The following is a 23,173-nucleotide window of genomic DNA, read 5'->3' as shown; positions in this document are numbered from 1 at the left end:
ACGGCTCCTTAAAGGGCATTGATCAAGGTGCTGAAAATTTCCTGCGCAGTCTTGATGATCTGCGAAGAGGCCGTGTAGTACTGCTGATACTTGGTCAGGTTGCCCGCTTCTTCATCGAGATCGACCCCCGACAGCGAATCCCGGGCGTCGCGCGCACCGGTCATGATGGTGTCGGTGGCCGTGGCATCCAGCTGCCCCTGGCGGGTCAGGGAGCCGACGGTCGTCACCAGACCGCCATAGGCTTCGGTGAAGCTGACGCCCGGGCTGGTGGCGGTGGCGCCGACGGTGGCCTTCGATTGCAGACCGAGCAGCGCCTGGGCGTTGCGGTTATCGGTGCTGTCGGCGGCCGTCATGTTGATGTTGAAGCTGTCGCCCGACGCCGGGCTGCCGCTGATGGTCATCCCCACACTGAACGTCTTGGCGTTGCCACCGGCATCGGTGTACGGCACGTTGATGTTCAGGTCGTTGTCCTGGCCAGGCACGATGCTGCCGGTGCCGATGCTGGTGCCCTTGGAGTCGAATACTTCGTAGGCGTTGGCGCTGGTCATCACCAGGCGAACCGGCATCGATGCCTTGACGGCGTTCTGCACTTCCAGACGCTGGGCCGGGTTGTAGATATCCAGAACAGTCTTCAGGGTCGGCTGACCGACCGCGCCGGTACCGTCGTTACCCGAAGCCTTGGTCGACGTCAGCGGCGCGGAGGTGGCCAGGGTCTTGGTGTCGGTCATGACCGTGGTCATGTCCGCGGCGGAACTGCGGGTTGGGGTGATCTTGAAGCTGTCGCCGGCAGCGACGGTGCCGGAGTTGATGCTCAGGCTGAAACCGTCGATGACCGGATCGGCGGCCGGCGGCGTGGCGAAGGCGAAGTTCCCCATGTCGGTGTTGTCCGACAGGCGACGCACGTTGTAGCCGGTGGCGGTGATGGTCACCTGATAGTCACTGGCCTGTACCTTGCTGGTGTCCTGGATGGTGACGTTCAGGTTGCCGGAAGCCGGGTTGTTGTTGCCGTTGGCGATGCTGCGCTGGCTGATGGCCGCCGCACTGTTGATGTTGTTGAACAGTGCCGCGCCGAAATTGCCGTTCTGGTCCAGCCCTTGGCCCAGCTGCTTGTTGACCTGATCGGCCACGACCATGGCGATACGCCCCAGGCCGTTGACCGCAGGCGTCAGCACTTCATTGCGATAACGCACCAGACCGCCCATTTCGCCGCCGCTCATCACATTGGTGATGTCGATCGACGAGCCATTGCGATCCATGATGATCGCGGAACGGGTCGGATCAGCCGGGTCCGGCGCCACGCGCAGTTTATTGACGGTATCGCCGACCACCAGTGGCTGGCCGCTGCCCAGATAGATATCCAGGCGACCTTCGGTTTCAGTGACCTGAGTGCCGACCAGTTCGCTGAGCTGGCGCACGGTTTCGTTGCGCTGGTCCAGCAGTTCGTTGGGCGTGCCGCCCGAGCCGCTGACTTCGGCGATTTTCTTGTTGTAGGCCGCAACGGTCGACGCCAGTTTGTTGACCTGTTCGGCCATCGAACCCAATTGATCGTTGATGTAGGTGTTCTGCTGGGTCAGCTGCTTGGAAATCGCGTTGAAGCGACTGCTCAAGCCCTGGGCATTGGTCAGCAGCGCCTGGCGCGCGGCGTTGTCGTTGGAGTTGCCGGCCAGGGTTTGCAGGGACGAGAAAAACGCCTGCAGGGATTTGGTCACACCGGTGCCGCTGTCGGACAGCAGCTTGTCGACCTGGGTGGCCTGGCCCAGATAGGCCTGGGCGTCGCTGTTGAGCGAAGTGGTGGTCTGCAACTGCGAATCGAGGTAGCTGTTGTACACCCGGCGCACGTCGGCCAGCGTGGTGCCGGTGCCGATGAACACGTTGCCGTACTGAATCGAGTTCTTGCTGTTCTGTACGGTTTGTTGGCGGGAGTACCCGACGGTATCGACGTTGGAAATGTTATTACCGGTAGTCACCAAAGAAGCGTGGCTAGCGGACAGACCCGACATTCCGATGTTGAGCAAACTCATGATTCAGACCTTATACCTTGTGTCTATATAGGCGTCGTGGAAGCGCCCGCCGCGGCGTAGTTTTGGTAACTCGTCATTTGCCTGGCTATCTGCGAAATCTTGCTCGCGTAGTTCGGGTCGGTGGCGTAACCGGCCTTTTGCAACTCGCGTACAAACTGTTCCGGGTTATCGGCAGACTTCACGACATCTTGATAGCGATTATTGGTTTGCAGCAGCGTTACAAGGTCATGGAAGCTGTCCTTGTAAGAGTCGTAGGAACGGAACTCGGCCGTCTCCTTGACCATCTGGCCATTTCTGAATTCGCTGGTGATCGCTCGCGCCGAATCACCCTGCCAGCTGTTACCGGCCTTGATGCCGAACAGGTTGTGACTGCTGCTGCCGTCCTGGGCGCGCATGACCGATTTGCCCCAGCCGGTTTCCAGCGCGGCCTGGGCCACCAGGTAACGCGGATCGACGCCAATGCGGTCGGCGGCTTCCTTGGCCATCGGCAGCATGGTATTGACGAATTCGTCGGCGGAGCTGAAGGCTTTCTTCGGCGGCGCCAGGGGAATCTGCGCGATGGCTCGCCCCTGAATCGTCAGCGGACCGTTCGCGGCGTCTTGCGCCTGGGCCAGCCAGTCGCCGTTATACAGAGGCCCGGAACCGGTGCTCGCCAGACGCTCCGGCAGTGGCGATTTGTTGAGCGCCGCAACCGTGTTATTGGCAGTGGTGGTTGCCGAAGGCACCAGACCCGCCAGCAAGCGATCGGCCAGTTTCGGCGGCAAGGCCAGCCGGCGCTGGTTGATCAGTTCCATGTCATTGCGATGCGTGCCCTCGCCGCTCGGCGCACGGACCGAACGCGAAGCCCACAACGGACGCTCGCCGTTGACCCGCGACAGCGGACCGTTGACGGCCACGGTGCCAGCGGCGACCGGGGTTTGCGCAGCAGCCTTGGCGGCTTCCTGCTTGGCTTGCGACAAGGCCGCGGCCTCGCCCGGCGCCAGCGGTTTGTTCTTCGACATCTGGCGCATCAGCACGTCCGCCAGGCCAATACCGCCGCCCTCGCGAGACATCGAAACGGCCAGTTGCTGGTCGTACATTTCCTGATATTGCTTGGCTTCAGGGGTATTGAGCGGGTTGTCCTTGCCCAGCGCTTCGGTGGCCGAGCGCATGGACTTGAGCATCTCGCCAAGGAACAGCGATTCGAACTCCTGCGCGACCTTGCGCATGTTCGCGTCGCTGTTCTTGTCGCCGACCTTGAGCTGGTTCAATCGGTTCAGGTCGGAAAACGCCCCCGAATCGCTGCTGCTGACCCGACCGCTCTTGTACATATCCATGGTGGTCGTCCTCAGATCACGATCAGGTCGGCTTGCAACGCGCCGGCCTGTTTCAGTGCTTCGAGGATCGCCATCAAGTCACCTGGCGCCGCGCCGACCTGGTTCACCGCACGCACGATTTCGTCGAGGGTGGTCCCGGGGCCGAACTTGAACATCGGTTTGGCTTCCTGCTGGGCGTTGACCCGCGAGCGCGGCACCACGGCCGTCTGCCCGTTGGACAGCGGGCCCGGCTGACTGACGATCGGGTCTTCGGTGATGGTCACGGTCAGGCTGCCGTGGGTCACGGCGGCCGGCGAAACCTTGACGTTCTGCCCGATCACGATGGTGCCGGTACGAGAGTTGATGATGACTTTCGCCACCGCCTGGCCCGGATCGATCTCGAGGTTTTCCAGCACCGACAGATAGTCGACGCGCTGGCTCGGATCCAGCGGCGCGGTAACGCGAATCGAACCGCCGTCGATGGCCTGGGCCACGCCTGGGCCGAGCATGTCGTTGATCTTGTCGACGATGCGCTTGGCCGTGGTGAAGTCGGAACGGTTGAGGTTCAGTGTCAGGCTGTTGCCCTGATTGAAGCCGCTCGGCACTGCGCGTTCCACCGATGCACCGCCAGGGATGCGACCGGCCGACGGCACGTTGACGGTGATTTTCGAACCGTCGCGACCTTCGGCATCGAAGCCGCCGACCACCAGGTTGCCCTGGGCCACGGCGTAGACGTTGCCGTCGATACCCTTGAGCGGTGTCAGCAGCAGCGTACCGCCGCGCAGGCTCTTGGAGTTACCGATGGAGGAAACGGTGATGTCGACCTGCTGCCCCGGTTTGGCGAACGCCGGCAGATCGGCACTGATCGAGACCGCCGCCACGTTTTTCAACTGCACGTTGCCCGATCCCGGCGGTACCTTGATGCCGAACTGCGAGAGCATGTTGTTGAAGGTCTGCAGGGTGAATGGCGTCTGGGTCGTCTGGTCACCGGTACCGTTAAGCCCGACCACCAGGCCGTAACCGATCAGCTGGTTGGAACGCACGCCGGAAATGCTGGCGATGTCCTTCAGGCGTTCGGCCTGGGCATTGAAAGCCGCCGACAACAGAACGGCGGCCATCATCAGACTTCTGAAATTCAACATGCTCAACTGGAAAGCCACCTAGAAAGGGAACAACGGGCTGAGGAAGAAACGGTCGAACCAGCCTGGCTGACTCGCATCGGCAAACGAACCGGTACCCGAATAAGTGATGCGCGCGTCGGCCACACGAGTCGAGGACACGGTGTTGTCGGTGGCGATGTCATCGGCACGAACCAGACCGGCAATGCGCACCAGCTCGTCACCGGTGTTGAGGGTCATCCACTTCTCGCCACGCACGGCGATGATGCCGTTGGGCAACACGTCGGCGACGGTCACGGTGATCGAGCCGGTCAGGGTGTTGCCTTGCGCAGCCTTGCTGTCACCCTTGGTCGCGCGGTCGCCTTCATAGCCAGCTTCCAGACTAAGGTCGCCACTGCCAAACGGGTTGTTGGTGTTTGGGGTAGAGCCAAACAGCGAGCTCAGGCCGATGTTGGCCTTGCTGTTCTTGCCAATCTGCGAGTTGGCGTTTTTGCTGGCCTGGGTCCTCTCGTTCAGGGTGATGGTGATGATGTCACCGACCCGGAACGCCTTGCGGTCGCTGTAGAGATTCTGTTCGAACCCGGCCTGATAGATCGAGCCGTTGTTCGCGGCAGCCGGCAGCGGTGTACGCGGCAGCACCGGGGCATAGTAAGGGTCATTGGGCTTGGGCGTCGGAGCGACGCAACCTGCAAGCGCGGTGATCCCACTCAATGCCATAACAGAGACGAAGCGTTTCATGACCCTTACCTCACGGTGTAGCAGGCGGCCGGGGGACCGCCTTGTAGACTTGATTACAGATTCTGCGTAACGAACGAGAGCATCTGGTCGGCGGTGGAGATCACCTTGGAGTTCATCTCGTAGGCGCGCTGAGTGGTGATCATGTTGACCATCTCTTCAACGGTGCTGACGTTGGAGGTTTCCAGGGTGTTCTGCAGCGTGGTACCGAAACCGGCCAGACCAGGAGTACCCACCTCCGGCGCGCCACTGGCGCCGGTTTCCAGGAACAGGTTGCCGCCCACGGCCTGAAGGCCGGCCGGGTTGATGAAGTCGGCGGTCTGCAGGTTGCCGATCACCTGGGAAGCCGGGTTGCCGGCCGTGGTGATGGACACGGTGCCGTCCTTGCCGACGGTGAAGGTCTGGGCATCGTTCGGAATGACGATGGCCGGCTGCAGGGCGAAACCGCTGGCGTTGACGATCTGGCCGTTGGAGTCCAGGTGGAAGGTACCGTCACGGGTGTAGGCCGTGGTGCCGTCCGGTTGCAGGATCTGGAAGAAACCGCGACCGTCGATGGCCATGTCCAGCGGCTGTTCGGTGGTTTGCAGGCTGCCGGCGTTGAAGTTTTTCTGGGTGCCGACGATGCGCACACCGGTACCCACTTGCAGACCCGACGGCAGTTCGCTGTCCTGGGTCGACTGGGCGCCCGGCTGACGTTTGATCTGGTAGAGCAGGTCCTGGAACTCGGCGCGATCGCGTTTGAAACCCGTGGTCGACACGTTGGCCAGGTTGTTGGAAATGGTGGTCAGGTTGGTGTCCTGGGCGGACAGACCGGTTTTGGCAACCCATAGAGCCGGAAGCATTCAATTCTCCTCGTTCGCCTGTTTTACGGCGCGACGTTCTGATAATTAGCTGATCTGCAAGACGCGAGCCATGGCCTGGTCGTCTTCTTTGGCGGTGTTCATCATCTTGACGTGCAGTTCGAACTGCTTGGACAGGGCCAGCACCGAGGTCATCTCGTCCACGGCATTGACGTTGCTCGACTCCAGGAACCCTGACACCAGTTTGACGTTGGCATCGGCTTGCGCCGGCTGGCCGTCCTTGGTGTGGATAGAACCGTCCAGACCCTTGGTCATGTTCTTGAAGTCCGGGTTGACCAGCTTGATGCGGTCGACTTCGGCCATGACCCGTGGGTCCTCGCCCATCGAGCGGATGCTGATGGTGCCGTCTTCGCCGACTTCGATCTGCTGCTGGGGCGGCACGGCGATCGGGCCGCCGTTGCCGATCACCGGCATGCCGTTGCCGGCGCGCAATACGCCCAACGCATCGACCACCAGACTGCCGGTGCGCACATAGCTTTCACCGCCGTCCGGGTTCTGCACCGCCAGCCAGCCGTTACCTTGCACGGCGACATCGAGATCACGACCGGTTTCCACCAGGGAGCCCGGAGTGAAGTCGGTGGCCGGACGCTCGGACATGGCAAACGCACGCGCCGGAAAGCTGTCGCCGAACACCGGCATCGAACGCGCCTGCTCCAGGTCTTTCTGGAAACCGTTGGTGGAGATGTTCGCCAGGTTGTTGGCATGAGCCTTTTGCGCCAGTGCATTCTGGCTGGCGCCGGTCATTGCCACATAAAGGTACTTGTCCACAATCTATCCTCTGCCTGCCGGACGTTTGCCGCCCACTGCTGTACTGATCAGCCATAAGCAATTTGCAGACCAACTTGGTTTTGGTGGCGTAAGGTGCGGTAAACAAAGGGGTTGAGGGGTGTTGCGGGGATTTTCAGGAAAGGCTGAAGTCGAAAAACCGGCGGTGTCATGCCGCTTCGCGGCAATAGATCAAAAGATCGCAGCCTGCTTTGCAGGCTGCGATCTTTTGCTTTTGGCTTCTTAGTTGCTGTCTTTACCGACGTCGTACTCACGCAACTTGTTGGCAATGGTGGTATGGGAAACCCCCAGGCGCTTGCCCAGTTGCCGGCTGCTCGGATGCTCGGAATACAGGCTTTCCAGCACCGCTTTCTCGAATCGCCCGACAATCTCGTCCAGGCTGCCCTCCAGCGAGAAATCCCCCAGGGGCTGGCGCACGCCGTAATCCGGCAAGCGAATGTGTTCGGCCTTGACGGTACCACCGTCGCACAGGGAAACCGCCTGAAACAGCACGTTTTCCAGCTGCCGGACATTGCCCGGCCAATGGTAGTGACTCAGCCGATCCATGGCCGCCGGTGCCAGTTTCGGCAGCGGGCAACCGATCTGCCGACTGGCCTGATCGAGAAAGTGCTCCACCAGCGGCGGCAAACCGTCGAGGCATTCGCGCAGTGGCGGGATGTGCAACGACAACACATTCAGGCGGTGATACAGGTCCTGGCGAAACTCGCCGCGGGCGCACAACTCGGACAGGTCGACCTGGGTCGCACAGATCACCCGCACATCGAGATAGACCTCTTCATCACTGCCGACCCGCCGAAAGCATCCGTCCTGCAGAAAGCGCAGCAGCTTCACCTGCAGGCGCGGGCTCATCTCGCCGACCCCGTCAAGAAACAGTGTCCCGCCCGCCGTCAGCTCCAGCAGCCCGAGCTTGCCCTCGGCCCGCGCCCCCTCGAAGGCTCCAGGGCCATAGCCAAAAAGCTCGGTCTCGGCCATGGACTCCGGCAGCCCGGCGCAGTTGAGCGCCATCAGCGGTGATTGACCCCGCGGACTGGCCAGATGGCAGGCCCGCGCCAGCAACTCCTTGCCGGTCCCGGTTTCGCCTTCTATTAATAGCGGCGCATCCAGTGGCGCCATGCGCCGGGCTTCGCGCACCACCGAGGCCATCACCCTGGAGCTCTGGAAGATGCTGTCGAAGCCGCGCAACTCCTGCTTGCGCACGTTGTAGATGCGCTCCCCTACCCGGTCGGCGCGGTGCAGCGTCAGCACCGCACCCGCCATGGCCTCGCTGTCGTCGTGCTCCGATTGCAGCGGTGCGATGTCGGCCAGGAACACATCACCCTTGACCTTGACCCGCATGCCGTTGATCCGCGATTTGTTGGCGCGCACCAGTTCCGGCAGGTCGAAATCTTCGGCATAGCGTGACAGGGGAATGCCCGGTACTTCATCGACCCGCACCCCGAGCAACTGCGCCGCCGCGCGGTTGGCGGCAACGATGGAGCCGCCCATGTCGATCGACAGCACCGGAAACTCGAGGGCCCCGAGCAAGGCATTGAGTTCCATGTGCCGACGCTCGCTGGGCATCAGCCCGACGCGCTTGACGCCAAATACCCCGGCAATCGCTTCGAACTTCGGACGCAGCGCCTGGAACTGGATGTTGATCAGGTTCGGACAGTGCAGGTAGATCGCATTGCCGTGCTCACCGCCCACCTCGCCGCGAGCGACGTTGATGCCGTACTCCACCAACAGGTTGAGGATGTCACGCAGGATGCCGATGCGGTTCTGGCAGTGGACTTTGATACGCATGAAAAGGCCCGGACAGTGATGAAAGAGGCCTCGAAGCGGAGTTTTTCTGCGAGGGCGCTCAGATAGTCGTCAAGATTATGTGACACCCGAAGCACTTTTCCTACACGCCAATCGCGACACCTGCACGACAAATGGCCAAACGTAACGAAAACTTTACGATTTTCCGGCGCTCATCCCGCCAACGAACCTGCCTGACCGCTGCAAAGCCGAACGCGTTGGAGTATTCCTAGGTCCATAGCAGTACATAACAAGAACGAATTCCCTCGCAGGAGAGCTGTATGAAGCAGACGCAATACGTGGCTCGCGAGCCCGATGCGCATGGTTTTATCGACTACACCGCTGAAGAACATGCGGTGTGGAATACGCTGATCACTCGCCAACTGAAAGTGATCGAAGGGCGTGCGTGCCAGGAATACCTGGACGGTATCGAAAAGCTCGGTCTGCCCCACGACCGCATTCCGCAACTGGGCGAGATCAACAAGGTGCTCGGTGAAACCACCGGCTGGCAAGTTGCCCGCGTTCCGGCACTGATTCCTTTCCAGACTTTTTTCGAATTGCTCGCCAGCAAGCAGTTTCCCGTGGCGACCTTCATTCGTACCCGCGAAGAACTGGACTACCTGCAAGAGCCTGACATTTTCCACGAGATCTTCGGTCACTGCCCGCTGCTGACCAACCCCTGGTTCGCCGAATTCACCCACACCTACGGCAAACTCGGCCTCAAGGCTTCCAAGGAGGAACGCGTGTACCTGGCGCGCCTGTACTGGATGACCATCGAGTTCGGTCTGCTCGATACCCCGCAAGGCCAGCGCATCTACGGTGGCGGCATCCTGTCTTCGCCGAAGGAAACCGTGTACTGCCTGTCGGACGAACCCGAGCATCAGGCGTTCGACCCACTGGAATGCATGCGCACCCCCTACCGCATCGACATCCTGCAGCCACTGTACTTTGTCCTGCCCGACCTCAAGCGCCTGTTCGACCTGGCCCACGAGGACATCATGGGCATGGTCAAGCAAGCCATGCAGCTGGGCCTGCATGCGCCGAAATTTCCGCCAAAACCCAAGGCGGCGTGAACCGCTGCTTTTTTGATCAAGTGAGCCTGTCAGGAACCCTCGCTATGCTTTAGCGTGGAGAGACAGGCACCGATTTCCATTTTTCGACTTCAGGAATCCGACATGTCCACATTGAACCAAGCCCACTGCGAAGCCTGCCGCGCCGATGCTCCACAGGTCAGCGATGAAGAGTTGCCGATCCTGATCAAGCAGATCCCGGACTGGAACATCGAAGTACGCGACGGCATCATGCAGCTGGAAAAAGTCTTCCTGTTCAAAAACTTCAAGCACGCCCTGGCGTTCACCAACGCCGTCGGCGAAATCTCCGAGGCCGAAGGCCATCACCCAGGCCTGCTGACCGAGTGGGGCAAAGTCACCGTGACCTGGTGGAGCCACTCGATCAAGGGCCTGCACCGCAACGACTTCATCATGGCCGCGCGCACCGACGACGTAGCCAAGGACGCCGAGGGCCGCAAGTAATGCATTTCGACGCCATCGGCCGAGTACCCGGCGACCCGATCCTCGGCCTGATGGAGGCCTATGCGCAGGACCCCAACCCGCGCAAGTTCGACCTCGGCGTGGGCGTCTATAAAGACGCCCAGGGCCTGACGCCGATTCCGCAATCGGTGAAACTGGCCGAAGCGCGGCTGATGGAAAGCCAGACCAGCAAGATCTACATCGGCGGTCATGGCGACCCGGCATTCGGCAAGGTCATCAACGAGCTGGTGCTGGGCGCCGACTCGCCGCTGATCCGCGACAAACGGGCCGGCGCCACCCAGTCTCCGGGCGGCACCGGCGCGCTGCGCCTGAGCGCCGACTTCATCGCCCAATGCCTGCCGGGCCGTGGCGTGTGGCTGAGCAATCCGACCTGGCCGATCCACGAAACCATTTTCGCGGCGGCCGGGGTCAAGGTCAGTCACTACCCCTACGTGGGCAGCGACAACCGCCTGGATGTCGAGGCGATGCTCGAAGTACTCGATCAGGCGCCCAAGGGCGATGTGGTCCTGCTGCACGCCTGCTGCCACAACCCGACCGGCTTCGACCTGTCCCATGACGACTGGAAACGGGTGCTGGAAGTGGTGCGCCGCCGCGAACTGTTGCCCCTGATCGACTTCGCCTATCAGGGCTTCGGAGACGGCCTGGAACAGGACGCCTGGTCGACCCGCCTGTTCGCCGCCCAGTTGCCGGAACTGCTGATCACCAGCTCCTGCTCGAAGAACTTCGGCCTGTACCGCGACCGCACCGGCGCACTGATCGTCTGCGCAAAAAACGCCGACAAACTGACGGACATCCGCAGCCAACTGGCCAACATCGCCCGCAACCTGTGGTCGACCCCACCCGATCACGGCGCCGCGGTAGTCGCGACCATCCTCGGCGACCCGGAGCTGAAAAACCTCTGGATCGACGAAGTGGAAACCATGCGCCTGCGCATCGCCCAACTGCGCAGCGGCCTGGTAGAAGCCCTGGAACCCCACGGCCTGCGCGAACGCTTCGCACACATTGGCGTACAGCGCGGAATGTTCTCCTACACCGGCCTGACGCCGGAGCAGGTCAAACAACTGCGTGAGCATCACAGTGTGTACATGGTGGGCACGGGACGGGCGAACGTGGCCGGGATCGACGCGACCCGGCTGGATCTGCTGGCCGAAGCCATCGCCACGGTCTGCCAGTAACACATCAACTGTGGGAGCGGGCTTGCTCGTTCCCACAGTAAAAAGCGACCCCTCGAATCCTGTATAGACAACCCCATCCGTCGAAACAAATGGATATAAAGTCTATTTGTCATTTCCCGTGCTGTATCCTTCCCAGGCTTTTTGAAAGCGCGGATCTACCAGATCTACCAACAGACTTAGCGAGGAGCGCAACCATGCACGAGATTCCTAATCTCCCCTTCCCAAGCCTGCACGAACCTGAGCAGACGACCACGCAACAAGCCGGTGCCCAACAGCCCGAGCCGAAAGAAGCCACTGACAGTCGCAAGGCTGACAGCGAAGACTGATACACCCGCCGTACAGACCGTGTGGAAAGCGCTAACATGCGCTTTCCACACTGCCTGAACCGGAAACCCTCCCCCATGACGAACGAATTCAGCGAAGAACAGGCCAGCGTCCTGATCGGCACCGCCGAGAAGATGATCGAGATCTGGAATCGCCTCCCTCCCGAAAAGCAGGCCGCCCTGCTCGCCCGTTTCGGCAGCCAGGAAAATGCCTTGGCCGCCCTGGTCACCACACAACTGGTCGCACCCGAAAAGCCCTGAACGAGCCGCCCGGCAAATAGTTTTACTTTTTCACAACCCACGAACGCCAGCGCCGTTATCATAAGCAGCCTATCTAATCCTGCTTTACCGTGGACCCTTCCCATGTCTGAAAACCAGCGCCCCCTGGCGGTCACGCTGCAAGTTGTCTCCATCGTCCTGTTTACCTTCATCGGCTACCTGAACATCGGCATTCCCCTGGCAGTATTGCCCGGTTACGTGCACAGCGAACTGGGCTTCGGCGCGGTGATCGCGGGGCTGGTGATCAGCGTGCAATACCTCGCCACCCTGCTCAGCCGCCCCTATGCCGGGAAGATCATCGACAACAAGGGCAGCAAACTGGCGGTGATGTATGGTTTGGCCGGTTGCGGCCTGAGCGGCGTGTTCATGCTGATTTCCGCCTGGACCCAAAGCCTGCCGATGTTGAGCCTGGCCAGCCTGTTCATCGGCCGGCTGGTGCTGGGCAGCGCGGAAAGCTTGGTGGGTTCCGGGTCGATTGGCTGGGGCATCGGCCGGGTCGGCGCGGCGAACACCGCCAAGGTCATCTCCTGGAACGGCATCGCCAGCTATGGCGCACTGGCAGTCGGTGCGCCGCTGGGCGTGTGGCTGGTGGGCAAGCTGGGCTTGTGGAGCATGGGGGTAAGCATTGTGCTGCTGGCGCTGTTCGGCCTGTTGCTGGCCTGGCCGAAAACCGCGGCACCCATCGTGGCCGGCGAACGCCTGCCGTTCATCCACGTGCTCGGACGGGTGCTGCCACACGGTTGCGGCCTGGCGTTGGGCTCCATCGGTTTCGGCACCATCGCCACCTTCATCACCCTGTATTACGCCACCCGGCAATGGGATAACGCGGTGCTGTGCCTGAGCCTGTTCGGCGCCAGCTTCATCGGTGCGCGGCTGTTGTTCGGCAATCTGATCAATCGCCTCGGCGGCTTTCGCGTGGCGATTGCCTGCCTTTCGGTGGAAACCCTCGGCTTGCTGCTGCTCTGGCTGGCCCCGGACGCGCATTGGGCGCTGGCGGGTGCAGCGCTGAGCGGCTTTGGCTTCTCGCTGGTGTTCCCGGCGCTGGGGGTCGAGGCGGTCAACCTGGTGCCGGCATCCAGTCGTGGTGCGGCGGTCGGGGCCTATTCGCTGTTCATCGATCTGTCGCTGGGGATCACCGGGCCACTGGCGGGCGCGGTGGCATCGGGCTTCGGTTTTGCGTCGATATTCCTGTTCGCCGCGCTGGCAGCCGTCAGCGGCCTGATCCTCAGCCTCTACCTGTACCGGCAGGCGCCGAAGCAGCGCGAAGCCCGGGACTCGCGCTAGTAATCCACCTTGCCCCGCCCGGCCTTGATGTTGCCGCGCTTGCTTTTGGCTTCAAGCCGGCGGGTCTTGGAGCCCAGGGTTGGCTTGGTCGGGCGGCGTTTCTTTTCGACCTTGGTGGCGCTGAGGATCAGTTCGGTCAGGCGCAGCAACGCGTCGGCGCGGTTCTGCTCCTGGGTGCGATATTGCTGGGCCTTGATGATCAACACGCCGTCGCTGGTGATGCGACTGTCGCGCAGCGCCAGCAGCCGTTCCTTGTAAAACTCGGGCAAGGATGAGGCCGGGATGTCGAAGCGCAGGTGCACGGCGCTGGAAACCTTGTTGACGTTCTGCCCGCCGGCGCCCTGGGCACGGATGGCCGTCAACTCGATCTCGTCATCCGGCAGATGCACGTTGTTGGAAATCACCAGCATGGACAGTCACTACCTCGGCGTTATGCGCCATCTAAACAAAAATGCCCGCATCTGACGATACGGGCATTTTTTCAACCAGGGCGTTTATTCCGCCGCTGGAGCTGCCGGCTTGCGGCGCTTGAGCGGGGCCATACCGTCCTTGCTGACCAGCGACGGCGCGTCGGCCTTCGGACGGTTGGTGGTCTTGCGCTTGTTCGGGGCCTTGGCGGCGACTTTTTTCTTGTCACCCTTGGCATCGGTCTTTTTCTTCTTGGTGCCGGCGGCCTTGCCCGAAGCCTTGACCTTCTTCGGTCCGGCGTAGGTGCCTTTGACTTCCTTGATGGTGCGGCGCTCGAAGCTCTGCTTGAGGTAGCGCTCGATGCTCGACATCAGGTTCCAGTCGCCATGGCAGATCAGCGAGATGGCCAGGCCATCGTTGCCGGCACGACCGGTACGACCGATGCGGTGTACGTACTCGTCGCCGCTGCGCGGCATGTCGAAGTTGATCACCAGATCCAGACCCTCGACGTCCAGGCCACGGGCAGCAACGTCGGTGGCCACCAGAATCTTCACGCCACCCTGCTTCAGGCGGTCGATCGCCAGCTTGCGATCCTTCTGGTCCTTCTCGCCGTGCAGCACGAACGCCTTGTATTCCTGCGCCACCAGGCGGCCGTAGATACGGTCGGCCATCGCACGGGTGTTGGTGAAGACGATAGCCTTCGAATAAGTCTCGTTGGCCAGCAGCCAGTTAACGATCTGTTCTTTGTGCTGGTTGTGGTCAGCGGTGATGATTTGCTGACGGGTGGTTTCGTTCAGCTGGCTGACCGCATTGAGCTGCAGGTGCTCAGGGTTTTTCAGGACTTTGGCAACCATCTCGCGCAGACCCGAACCACCGGTGGTGGCGGAGAACAGCATGGTTTGCTGGCGGTTAGGGCACTCGTCCACCAGACGCTGGACGTCGTCGGCAAAACCCATGTCGAGCATGCGGTCGGCTTCGTCGAGTACCAGCACTTCGACTTCCTTGAGATCGAGGTTGCCGGCATTCAGTTGCTCGATCATCCGGCCCGGCGTACCGATCAGGATGTCCGGCACCTTGCGCAGCATCGCCGCCTGGACCTTGAAGTCTTCGCCACCGGTGATCAGGCCGGCCTTGATGAAGGTGAACTGCGAAAAGCGCTCGACTTCTTTCAGGGTCTGCTGTGCCAGCTCGCGGGTCGGCAGCAGGATCAGCGTCTTGATGCTGACACGGATTTTCGCCGGGCCAATCAGACGATTGAGGATCGGCAGAACGAAGGCCGCGGTTTTACCGCTACCGGTTTGCGCCGTCACCCGCAGGTCACGCCCCTGAAGCGCCAGCGGAATAGCCGCTGCTTGCACAGGCGTTGGCTCGACAAAATTCAGTTCGGCCACGGCTTTGAGCAGGCGTTCGTGCAGGGCGAATTCGGAAAACACGGGTGCTACCTCGAAGAAATGCGAAAAAACAGCTGCATAGGGTAACGGTTTCGAGCGCGAAGGCCGAGTTTCTTTGTGCAATCGGCAGCAAACAGTGGCTTTTTTGTTGCCTGATTTGTCATCGAACGTAATACAAAGCGTCTTAAATGCTCTAATCGCCTGTCGCGCCTTACAGAAGAATCGTTTCTACCCATGGATATCAAACAGCTCTGGATCAACATCCAAGACCTTTGGGGCACCCTCGAACAGCACCCGCTTCTGCAAGCCAGCCTGGCCCTGGTCGTGCTTCTGATCATCGCGCTGATGCTCGGACGAGTGGCACGCTACCTGATCCTGCATGCCAGCCGCATGCTCGGCCGCCAACCCGCCCTGCACTGGATCAACGACTTTCGCCACAACAAGGTGTTTCAGCGCCTGGCACAAATGACGCCATCGCTGGTGATCCAGTTCGGCCTGCACCTGGTGCCGGAACTGAGTAAAACCGCGCTGAATTTCCTCGGCAACGTCGCGCTGGCGTTCACCATCCTGTTCCTGGTGCTGGCCATCAGCGCTCTGCTCAATGCCCTGCTGGATATCTACGCCCGCACCGAACATGCCCGAACCCGCTCGATCAAAGGCTACGTGCAACTGGCGAAAATGGTTCTGTACGTGTTTGGCGCGATCATCATTGTCGCGACGCTGATCGACCGCTCGCCTCTGCTACTGCTGTCGGGCCTGGGCGCCATGTCAGCGGTGATCCTGTTGGTCTATAAGGACACGCTGCTGTCGTTCGTCGCCAGTGTGCAGTTGACCAGTAACGACATGCTGCGGGTCGGCGACTGGATCGAGATGCCTCAAGTGGGTGCCGATGGCGATGTGGTGGACATCACGCTGCATACAGTGAAAGTGCAGAATTTTGATAAAACAATCGTTTCCATTCCGACCTGGCGCCTGATGTCCGAGTCGTTCAAGAACTGGCGCGGCATGCAGCAGTCCGGCGGCCGGCGGATCAAACGCAGTATGTTCATCGACGCCAGCGGCGTGCGCTTCATCCGCGATGACGAGGAACAGAAACTCTCTCAGGTGCACTTGCTGACTGACTACATCAGCCGTAAACAGGCCGAGCTCAAGGCCTGGAACGAAGCCCAGGGCAACGTCGCGGCCATGTCGGCCAACCGTCGACGCATGACCAATATCGGGACGTTCCGTGCCTATGCCCTGGCGTATCTGAAGAGCCACCCGCAAATCCAGACAGACATGACCTGCATGGTCCGCCAGATGCAGACGACGGCCCAGGGCATCCCGCTGGAAATCTACTGCTTCACCCGCACCACGGCATGGGCCGATTACGAGCGGATCCAGGGGGATATTTTCGATTACTTGCTGGCGGTACTACCGGAGTTTGGCTTGAGCCTGTATCAGCAGCCCAGTGGAACGGATCTACGGGCAGGGTTGTTGCCGGCGGTGTTGGGGGCGAGTCATATCCCCGAGCCTGAAAAGCACATTATGTAAACACCCAATTTCCCCTAGGAGCTGGCGCAGCCTGCGATCTTTTGATTTTCAAGATCAAAAGATCGCAGGCTGCGTCAGCTCCTACACAGGTAGCGCGTCTCGTCGGATACCCAGTCGACTGATCCACACCGCCAGCAGAATCACCGACCCGCCCAGCAGCAACCTTCCCAATTCCTCATGCTGATTCCAGATCAGCAGGTTCATCAGCAACCCCACCGGCACGTGCAGGTTGTTCATCACCGCCAGCGTCCCGCCATTGACCAGGCAGGCGCCCTTGTTCCACCAGTACAGCCCCAAAGCCGTCGAAACTAGGCCAAGGAACAGCAGCACGCCCCATTGCAACGGTGCTTCGGGCAAAAAGTTCTGTTTGCCGAACAGCAGAAACGCCGGCAGCGCCACCGCCAGCGCCCCCAGATAGAAATAGCCGAAGCGCCGGTAATGTGGCAGGTCGCTCGGGTGGCGTGCCACCAGGTGTTTGTACAGCACCTGCCCGGCGGCGTAGGTGAAGTTGGCCAGTTGCAGCAGCAAAAAGCCCATGAAGAAGTCCGGATTGATGCGGTCGTAGCGGATCACCGCCGCCCCACCGACGGCCACCAGCGCGGCGATCAGGGCCCAGGGATTGAAACGGCGGTTGAGCGCGTCTTCGATCAGGGTCACGTGCAACGGGGTGAGAATGGTGAACAGGAGCACTTCCGGGACCGTCAGCACGCGAAAGCTCAAGTACAGGCAGACGTAGGTCACGCCGAACTGCAAGGCGCCGATCAGCAGCATGCCACGCATGAAGGCCGGCCCCACCGAGCGCCAGCGCGTCAACGGAATGAACACCAGTCCGGCCAGCAGCACACGCACCAGCACCGCGAAGTAACTGTCGACATGACCGGCCAGGTACTCGCCGATCAAACTGAAGGAAAACGCCTGGATCAGCGTGACAAAAAGTAGATAGCCCATGCTCGCCTCGTTTTGAATGGCGGCGACGATAGCGGGTTTTGCCAACGATCGCTAACTGTCACACAACACAAAACCCTGTGGGAGCGGGCTTGCCCGCGATGATGGCGTGTCAGTCAACCAAGATGTTGGATGGCCCATCGCAATCGCGGGCAAGCCCGCTCCCACAGGTTGTGCATTGGCCAAAAAATCCCAGGCAAAAAAAAGCCCGATCTCGCTAAAGCGTTCAATCGGGCAAGAGCACTCAGGAGCAATAAGTGCAAAGGGAGATTCGATGCGCGTACAGGCTTGAAGGGTTGCGCCAGGTCACTAGACCATCCGGTGATTATCTGGCGATTAACGGGTCAGGCCACTTGGGAAAGTTTGGCGTTCGCCTGGTTCAGGCCCTTCTCCTGGAAGTCGCCACCCAGGTTCATGCCCTCGGCGTGGATGAACGTCACGTCGTGGATGCCGATGAAGCCCATGACCTGGCGCAGGTACGGTTCCTGATGGTCCGCGGTGCTGCCAGCGTAGATCCCGCCGCGAGCGGTCAGGACGTAGGCGCGCTTGCCGCTGAGCAGGCCCTGGGGACCGGTTTCGGTGTACTTGAAGGTCACGCCGGCACGCAGCACGTGGTCGAGCCAGGCCTTGAGAGTGCTCGGAATCGCGAAGTTGTACATGGGAGCGGCCATCACCAGCACGTCGGCAGCCAGCAGTTCATCGGTCAGGTGGTTGGAGCGTTCCAGCGAAGCCTGTTCGATGTCGTTGCGCTGATCGGCGGGTTTCATCCAGCCGCCCAGCAGGTTGATGTCCAGGTGCGGCACCGGGTTGACGGCCAGGTCACGAACGGTGATCTCGTCCTTGGGGTGCGCGGCTTTCCACTGGTTGATGAAAGTCTGGGTCAGTTGGCGGGAAACCGAGTCTTGCTGGCGGGCACTGCTTTCGATGATCAGAACGCGGGACATGGCTTGTAGGCTCCATCTGAGAATGTTGTAAGTCGATGGAGTGAAGGTTAAACAGTGCCGTATCGATGAAAAAGCGCAAATAACTGCTATAACCAATCGATAAATTCGTTTATAAGCGGAGCATGGCTGGCGAAGCCTGCTCCGCTGAAGGTCATTGCGGCTTGCAGGTCATGCTGATGTACAGCTTGATGATCTTGCGATTGAACTTGGCGGAAAGGTCCGCGCTTTTGCCGGCAGCCAGATTGACTCTGCGAGTCTTCGGCGATTCAGGACCGTTGCGAAACACCACAGCACAGTCGACAGGGACATCGCCGTAGTTGTTCACGGTGATCGAGCCCATGTCGTAATCGGTGGCGTAAGTGGTGTAGTCGACCTTCAGGCCATTGAGTTCTTTTTGTACGTCGATCGGGTAGGCGAAAGCGCTCAGCGGCAGCATCGCCAGCAATGCACAACACATTTTTTTCATGCAGCAGTCTCCAATAAGAACTGCGCAGCTTAGGACAACAGGAGCTCATCATGAAAGCGCCCCGCGTGACCCTTGATCAATGGCGAACGCTTCAGGCTGTGGTCGACCACGGTGGTTTCGCCCAGGCCGCCGAGGCACTGCACCGCTCGCAATCGTCGGTCAGCTACACCGTGGCGCGCATGCAGGATCAGCTCGGCGTGCCGCTGCTGCGCATCGACGGGCGCAAGGCAGTGCTGACCGAAGCCGGTGGCGTGCTGTTGCGCCGCTCCCGGCAACTGGTGAAACAGGCCAGCCAGCTGGAAGACCTGGCCCACCACATGGAGCAAGGCTGGGAAGCCGAGGTGCGGCTGGTGGTGGACGCCGCCTACCCCAGCGCCCGCCTCGTGCGCGCCCTGACCGCCTTCATGCCGCAGAGCCGTGGCTGCCGGGTGCGTCTGCGTGAAGAGGTGCTGTCGGGTGTGGAAGAAGTCCTGCTCGAAGGCGTGGCGGACCTTGCCATCAGCGGCTTCAGCATTCCCGGTTACCTGGGCGCGGAATTGAGCGATGTCGAATTCGTCGCGGTGGCCCATCCGGAACACGCGCTGCATCGGCTCAATCGCGAACTGAATTTCCAGGACCTCGAAAGCCAGCTGCAGGTGGTGATCCGCGACTCCGGGCGCCAGCAACCGCGGGACGTCGGCTGGCTCGGCGCCGAACAACGCTGGACCGTCGGCAGCCTGGCCACCGCCGCGACTTTCGTCGGCAGCGGCCTGGGTTTCGCCTGGCTGCCAAGGCACATGATCGAACGAGAACTCAGGGAAGGTACGCTCAAGCTGCTACCGTTGGATCAGGGCGGCAGCCGTAACCCGAGTTTTTACCTGTACTCGAACAAGGACAAACCGCTGGGGCCGGCCACGCAGATTCTCATCGAACTGCTGCGCACCTTCGACACCGCGCCGCTGGACGCACCGTTCGCAGCCCCTGAACAAGCCTGACACGGAGTGTATGCATGGCCTATTTCGAACACGAAGGTTGCAACCTGCACTATGAGGAATACGGCCACGGCACGCCGCTGCTGCTGGTCCACGGCCTGGGGTCGAGCACCCTGGACTGGGAAAAACAGATCCCCGCGCTGGCGGCGCGTTACCGGGTGATCGTTCCCGATGTGCGCGGCCACGGGCGCTCCGACAAGCCCCGCGAGCGCTACAGCATCGCCGGTTTCAGCGCCGATCTGGTGGCGCTGATCGAGCACCTGAACCTCGGACCGGTTCATTACGTGGGTTTGTCCATGGGCGGGATGATCGGTTTCCAGCTGGCGGTGGATCAGCCGCAACTGCTCAAGAGCCTGTGCATCGTCAACAGCGCGCCGGAGGTCAAGCTGCGCAGTCGCGATGATTATTGGCAGTGGTTCAAGCGCTGGAGCCTGATGCGCGTGCTCAGTCTGCGCACCATCGGCAAGGCGCTGGGTGGCAAATTGTTTCCCAAACCCGAGCAGGCCGAATTGCGACAAAAAATGGCCGAGCGCTGGGCAAAAAACGACAAACATGCTTATCTCGCCAGCTTCGATGCCATCGTTGGCTGGGGTGTTCAGGAACGACTGTCGAAGGTGTCCTGTCCAACCCTCATCGTCAGCGCCGACCGTGACTACACGCCGGTCTCGCTGAAAGAGAATTACATGAAACGGCTGCCCGATGCGCGGCTGGTGGTGATCGCCGACTCGCGTCACGCCACCCCGCTGGACCAGCCCGAACGCTTCAACCAGACACTGCTCGAGTTCCTCACCGCAGTCGATACCACTCCAATCAGGATCCCTGACCCATGCTGAAAAAAATCGCCCTCGCCGCCGGCTCCGTACTGTTTGCTGCCAACCTGATGGCCGCGACGCCCGCCAAGGCGCCGCACGTATTGCTGGACACCACCAACGGCCAGATCGAAATCGAACTGGACCCGGTCAAGGCGCCGATCAGTACCAAGAACTTCCTCGATTACGTGGACAGCGGCTTCTACAACAACACCATTTTCCACCGTGTGATCCCGGGCTTCATGGTCCAGGGCGGCGGCTTCACCCAGACCATGCAGCAAAAAGACACCAAGGCGCCGATCAAGAACGAACACAGCAATGGCCTGGTCAACGTTCGCGGCACCCTGTCGATGGCCCGTACCTCGGTGCCGGACTCGGCCACCAGCCAGTTCTTCATCAACGTCAAGGACAACGATTTCCTCGACCAGGGCGACGGCTATGCCGTGTTCGGCAAAGTGGTCAAGGGCATGGACGTGGTCGACATCATCGTCAACTCGCCAACCACCGTGCGCAACGGCATGAAGGACGTTCCGGCTGACCCGGTGTTCATCAAGTCGGCCAAGCGCATCGACTGAGACTAAGCTGGACAAGGATGTCCGAGCGCTTGCCGGCCTGGCCGGCAACGCTCAAACCGTTAAAAGGAGTGCCCGTTCGCGGGTGGAAAACCGATGCTTTATCGCCGTTTTGAAAAGCTGATCGATATCTTTCGCGACGCCCCGAGCGCCGCGCCGCCCAACCGGGTCCTGCCCTTCTATACCTATTACCTCAAGCAGGTCTGGCCGAGTTTCGCAGCCCTGTTGGTAGTGGGCCTGATCGGCGCGCTGATCGAAGTCGCGCTGTTCAGCTACTTGAGCCGCATCATCGACCTGGCCCAGGGCACACCCAACGCGGACTTCTTCAAGGAACACGGTCTTGAACTGGCCTGGATGGTGGTGGTTGCACTGATCCTGCGGCCGGTGTTCGTCGGCCTGCATGACCTGCTGGTGCACCAGACCTTAAGCCCCAGCATGACCAGCATGATCCTCTGGCAAAACCACAGTTATGTGCTCAAGCAGAGCCTGAATTTCTTCCAGAACGATTTCGCCGGGCGGATCGCCCAACGCATCATGCAAACCGGCAATTCCCTGCGCGACTCGGCCGTTCAGGCCGTCGATGCGCTGTGGCATGTGCTGATCTACGCCATCAGTGCCCTGGTGCTGTTCGCCGAGGCCGACTGGCGTCTGATGATTCCGCTGCTGACCTGGATCGCCGGCTTCATCGGTTCGCTCTACTACTTCGTGCCACGGGTCAAGGATCGTTCGGTGAGGTCCTCCGATGCGCGCTCCAAACTCATGGGGCGGATCGTCGATGGCTACACCAACATCACCACCTTGAAGCTGTTTGCCCACACCAATTACGAACAGCAATACGCCCGCGAGGCGATCAAGGAACAAACCGAAAAAGCCCAGATGGCTGGCCGTGTCGTGACCAGCATGGACGTGGTCATCACCAGCCTGAACGGCCTGTTGATCGTCTGCACCACCGGGTTGGCCCTTTGGTTGTGGACGCAGTCGCTGATCAGCGTAGGCGCCATCGCCTTGGCCACTGGCCTGGTGATTCGCATCGTCAACATGTCCGGCTGGATCATGTGGGTGGTCACCGGCATCTTCGAAAACATCGGCATGGTGCAGGACGGTTTGCAGACCATCTCGCAACCGGTCAGCGTCACCGACCGTGATCAGGCCAAACCCTTGGCCGTGGGCCGCGGCGAAGTGCGTTTTGAGCATGTGGACTTCCACTACGGCAAGCACAGCGGGGTCATCGGCGATCTCAACCTGACCATCAGGCCCGGTGAGAAGATCGGTCTGATCGGCCCGTCCGGCGCCGGCAAATCGACCCTGGTGAACCTGTTGCTGCGGCTCTATGACGTGGAAAGCGGGCGCATCCTCATCGACGGCCAGAACATCGCCGAAGTCAGCCAGGAAAGCCTGCGCGAACGCATCGGCATGATCACCCAGGACACCTCGCTGCTGCACCGCTCGATCCGCGACAACCTGCTTTACGGCAAGCCCGACGCTACTGATGCCGAGTTGTGGGAGGCGGTTTACAAGGCGCGGGCAGACGGTTTCATTCCGACCCTGTCGGACGCCGAAGGCCGCATGGGCTTCGATGCCCATGTCGGCGAGCGCGGGGTGAAGCTCTCCGGCGGCCAGCGTCAGCGGATCGCCATCGCCCGCGTGCTGCTCAAGGACGCCCCGATCCTGATCATGGACGAGGCGACATCGGCACTGGATTCGGAAGTTGAGGCGGCGATTCAGGAAAGCCTGGAGGCGTTGATGCAGGGCAAGACCGTGATCGCCATCGCCCACCGGCTCTCGACCATTGCCCGGATGGATCGGCTGGTGGTGCTGGAGAACGGCAGGATCGCCGAAACCGGCAGCCACGCCGAACTGCTCGCGTTGGGTGGTTTGTATGCGCGGCTGTGGCAGCACCAGACCGGTGGTTTCGTCGGAATCGACTGA

23 protein-coding genes are annotated in these 23,173 nt (G+C 61.0%); 11 read left to right on the top strand and 12 right to left on the bottom strand.

All coding sequences use genetic code 11. The features are described 5' to 3' along the window. Positions 1-8: 8 nt before the first annotated feature. The 7 genes from flgK to HNO86_RS09930 all read right to left on the bottom strand — a co-directional run bounded on the left by flgK (position 9) and on the right by HNO86_RS09930 (position 8,597). Complete coding sequence (gene flgK / locus HNO86_RS09960) at positions 9-2,021, bottom strand: flagellar hook-associated protein FlgK (RefSeq protein WP_175376833.1); 2,013 nt, start codon at positions 2,019-2,021, stop codon at positions 9-11. A gap of 23 nt (positions 2,022-2,044) precedes the next feature. Continuing rightward, positions 2,045-3,337, bottom strand: a complete 1,293-nt coding sequence (gene flgJ, locus HNO86_RS09955; protein WP_175376832.1) for a flagellar assembly peptidoglycan hydrolase FlgJ — start codon at positions 3,335-3,337, stop codon at positions 2,045-2,047. 11 nt (positions 3,338-3,348) lie between these two features. Continuing rightward, positions 3,349-4,458 carry a flagellar basal body P-ring protein FlgI gene (locus HNO86_RS09950; protein WP_175376912.1) on the bottom strand — a complete coding sequence of 370 codons (1,110 nt, stop codon included), beginning with the start codon at positions 4,456-4,458 and terminating at the stop codon, positions 3,349-3,351. An 18-nt stretch (positions 4,459-4,476) separates the two neighbouring features. Beyond that, positions 4,477-5,172, bottom strand: coding sequence for a flagellar basal body L-ring protein FlgH (flgH, locus tag HNO86_RS09945; protein WP_175376831.1), 696 nt, complete (start codon positions 5,170-5,172; stop codon positions 4,477-4,479). Positions 5,173-5,225: 53 nt separating this feature from the next. Continuing rightward, the gene (flgG, locus tag HNO86_RS09940) at positions 5,226-6,011 is read right to left on the bottom strand and encodes a flagellar basal-body rod protein FlgG (RefSeq protein ID WP_175376830.1); all 786 of its coding nucleotides are present in this window, start codon (positions 6,009-6,011) and stop codon (positions 5,226-5,228) included. Positions 6,012-6,056: 45 nt separating this feature from the next. After that, a complete protein-coding gene (locus tag HNO86_RS09935; protein ID WP_175376829.1) occupies positions 6,057-6,797 on the bottom strand; it encodes a flagellar basal body rod protein FlgF in 741 nt (246 codons plus the stop codon). Positions 6,798-7,037: 240 nt separating this feature from the next. Further along, positions 7,038-8,597, bottom strand: coding sequence for a sigma-54-dependent transcriptional regulator (locus tag HNO86_RS09930; protein ID WP_175376828.1), 1,560 nt, complete (start codon positions 8,595-8,597; stop codon positions 7,038-7,040). Positions 8,598-8,875: 278 nt separating this feature from the next. Here HNO86_RS09930 and phhA point away from each other — a divergent pair, with 278 nt between their 5' ends. The 6 genes from phhA to HNO86_RS09905 all read left to right on the top strand — a co-directional run bounded on the left by phhA (position 8,876) and on the right by HNO86_RS09905 (position 13,205). Continuing rightward, positions 8,876-9,667, top strand: a complete 792-nt coding sequence (phhA, locus tag HNO86_RS09925) for a phenylalanine 4-monooxygenase (RefSeq protein ID WP_175376827.1) — start codon at positions 8,876-8,878, stop codon at positions 9,665-9,667. Positions 9,668-9,769: 102 nt separating this feature from the next. After that, positions 9,770-10,126 carry a 4a-hydroxytetrahydrobiopterin dehydratase gene (locus HNO86_RS09920; protein ID WP_175376826.1) on the top strand — a complete coding sequence of 119 codons (357 nt, stop codon included), beginning with the start codon at positions 9,770-9,772 and terminating at the stop codon, positions 10,124-10,126. Then, positions 10,126-11,319 (top strand): amino acid aminotransferase, encoded by a 1,194-nt coding sequence (locus tag HNO86_RS09915; RefSeq protein WP_175376825.1) that lies wholly within the window; start codon positions 10,126-10,128, stop codon positions 11,317-11,319. Before HNO86_RS09920 ends, HNO86_RS09915 begins: the two co-directional genes overlap by 1 nt. Before the next feature lie 194 nt (positions 11,320-11,513). Continuing rightward, positions 11,514-11,645 (top strand): hypothetical protein, encoded by a 132-nt coding sequence (locus HNO86_RS30245; RefSeq protein WP_256345623.1) that lies wholly within the window; start codon positions 11,514-11,516, stop codon positions 11,643-11,645. Between the two features lie 75 nt (positions 11,646-11,720). Beyond that, entirely contained in the window at positions 11,721-11,903 is a 183-nt protein-coding gene (locus HNO86_RS09910) for a hypothetical protein (protein WP_175376824.1), read from the top strand. Between the two features lie 102 nt (positions 11,904-12,005). Further along, entirely contained in the window at positions 12,006-13,205 is a 1,200-nt protein-coding gene (locus HNO86_RS09905) for an MFS transporter (RefSeq protein ID WP_175376823.1), read from the top strand. On the opposite strand, the gene arfB is transcribed toward HNO86_RS09905, so the two are convergent. Both arfB and HNO86_RS09895 read right to left on the bottom strand, forming a co-directional pair. Next, complete coding sequence (gene arfB / locus HNO86_RS09900) at positions 13,202-13,615, bottom strand: alternative ribosome rescue aminoacyl-tRNA hydrolase ArfB (protein ID WP_175376822.1); 414 nt, start codon at positions 13,613-13,615, stop codon at positions 13,202-13,204. The genes HNO86_RS09905 and arfB overlap by 4 nt on opposite strands. Before the next feature lie 84 nt (positions 13,616-13,699). Next, entirely contained in the window at positions 13,700-15,046 is a 1,347-nt protein-coding gene (locus HNO86_RS09895; protein WP_175376821.1) for a DEAD/DEAH box helicase, read from the bottom strand. A 192-nt stretch (positions 15,047-15,238) separates the two neighbouring features. Between HNO86_RS09895 and HNO86_RS09890 the strand changes: the two genes are divergently transcribed. Next, positions 15,239-16,537, top strand: coding sequence for a mechanosensitive ion channel family protein (locus tag HNO86_RS09890; RefSeq protein WP_175376820.1), 1,299 nt, complete (start codon positions 15,239-15,241; stop codon positions 16,535-16,537). An 81-nt stretch (positions 16,538-16,618) separates the two neighbouring features. Here the strand turns inward: HNO86_RS09890 and HNO86_RS09885 are convergent, their stop codons facing one another. The 3 genes from HNO86_RS09885 to HNO86_RS09875 all read right to left on the bottom strand — a co-directional run bounded on the left by HNO86_RS09885 (position 16,619) and on the right by HNO86_RS09875 (position 18,892). Next, on the bottom strand, positions 16,619-17,485 hold the full coding sequence (locus HNO86_RS09885) for a carboxylate/amino acid/amine transporter (protein ID WP_175376819.1): 867 nt from the start codon (positions 17,483-17,485) through the stop codon (positions 16,619-16,621). Positions 17,486-17,826: 341 nt separating this feature from the next. Continuing rightward, complete coding sequence (locus tag HNO86_RS09880) at positions 17,827-18,426, bottom strand: FMN-dependent NADH-azoreductase (protein ID WP_175376818.1); 600 nt, start codon at positions 18,424-18,426, stop codon at positions 17,827-17,829. Between the two features lie 151 nt (positions 18,427-18,577). Next, positions 18,578-18,892 carry a 3-phosphoglycerate kinase gene (locus HNO86_RS09875; RefSeq protein WP_175376817.1) on the bottom strand — a complete coding sequence of 105 codons (315 nt, stop codon included), beginning with the start codon at positions 18,890-18,892 and terminating at the stop codon, positions 18,578-18,580. 50 nt (positions 18,893-18,942) lie between these two features. Here HNO86_RS09875 and HNO86_RS09870 point away from each other — a divergent pair, with 50 nt between their 5' ends. From HNO86_RS09870 to HNO86_RS09855, 4 genes are all read left to right on the top strand, one after another. Beyond that, positions 18,943-19,866: a LysR family transcriptional regulator gene (locus HNO86_RS09870; RefSeq protein ID WP_175376816.1), complete on the top strand. Its 924-nt coding sequence runs from the start codon at positions 18,943-18,945 to the stop codon at positions 19,864-19,866. Positions 19,867-19,880: 14 nt separating this feature from the next. Further along, a complete protein-coding gene (locus tag HNO86_RS09865; protein ID WP_175376815.1) occupies positions 19,881-20,696 on the top strand; it encodes an alpha/beta fold hydrolase in 816 nt (271 codons plus the stop codon). After that, the gene (locus tag HNO86_RS09860; RefSeq protein ID WP_175376814.1) at positions 20,690-21,247 is read left to right on the top strand and encodes a peptidylprolyl isomerase; all 558 of its coding nucleotides are present in this window, start codon (positions 20,690-20,692) and stop codon (positions 21,245-21,247) included. Before HNO86_RS09865 ends, HNO86_RS09860 begins: the two co-directional genes overlap by 7 nt. A gap of 93 nt (positions 21,248-21,340) precedes the next feature. After that, positions 21,341-23,173, top strand: coding sequence for an ABC transporter ATP-binding protein (locus HNO86_RS09855; RefSeq protein ID WP_175376813.1), 1,833 nt, complete (start codon positions 21,341-21,343; stop codon positions 23,171-23,173).

The organism is Pseudomonas sp. C1C7, from assembly GCF_013359595.1.
Classification (GTDB): Bacteria; Pseudomonadota; Gammaproteobacteria; order Pseudomonadales; family Pseudomonadaceae; genus Aquipseudomonas.
This window is presented reverse-complemented; position numbering and strand designations above follow the sequence as displayed.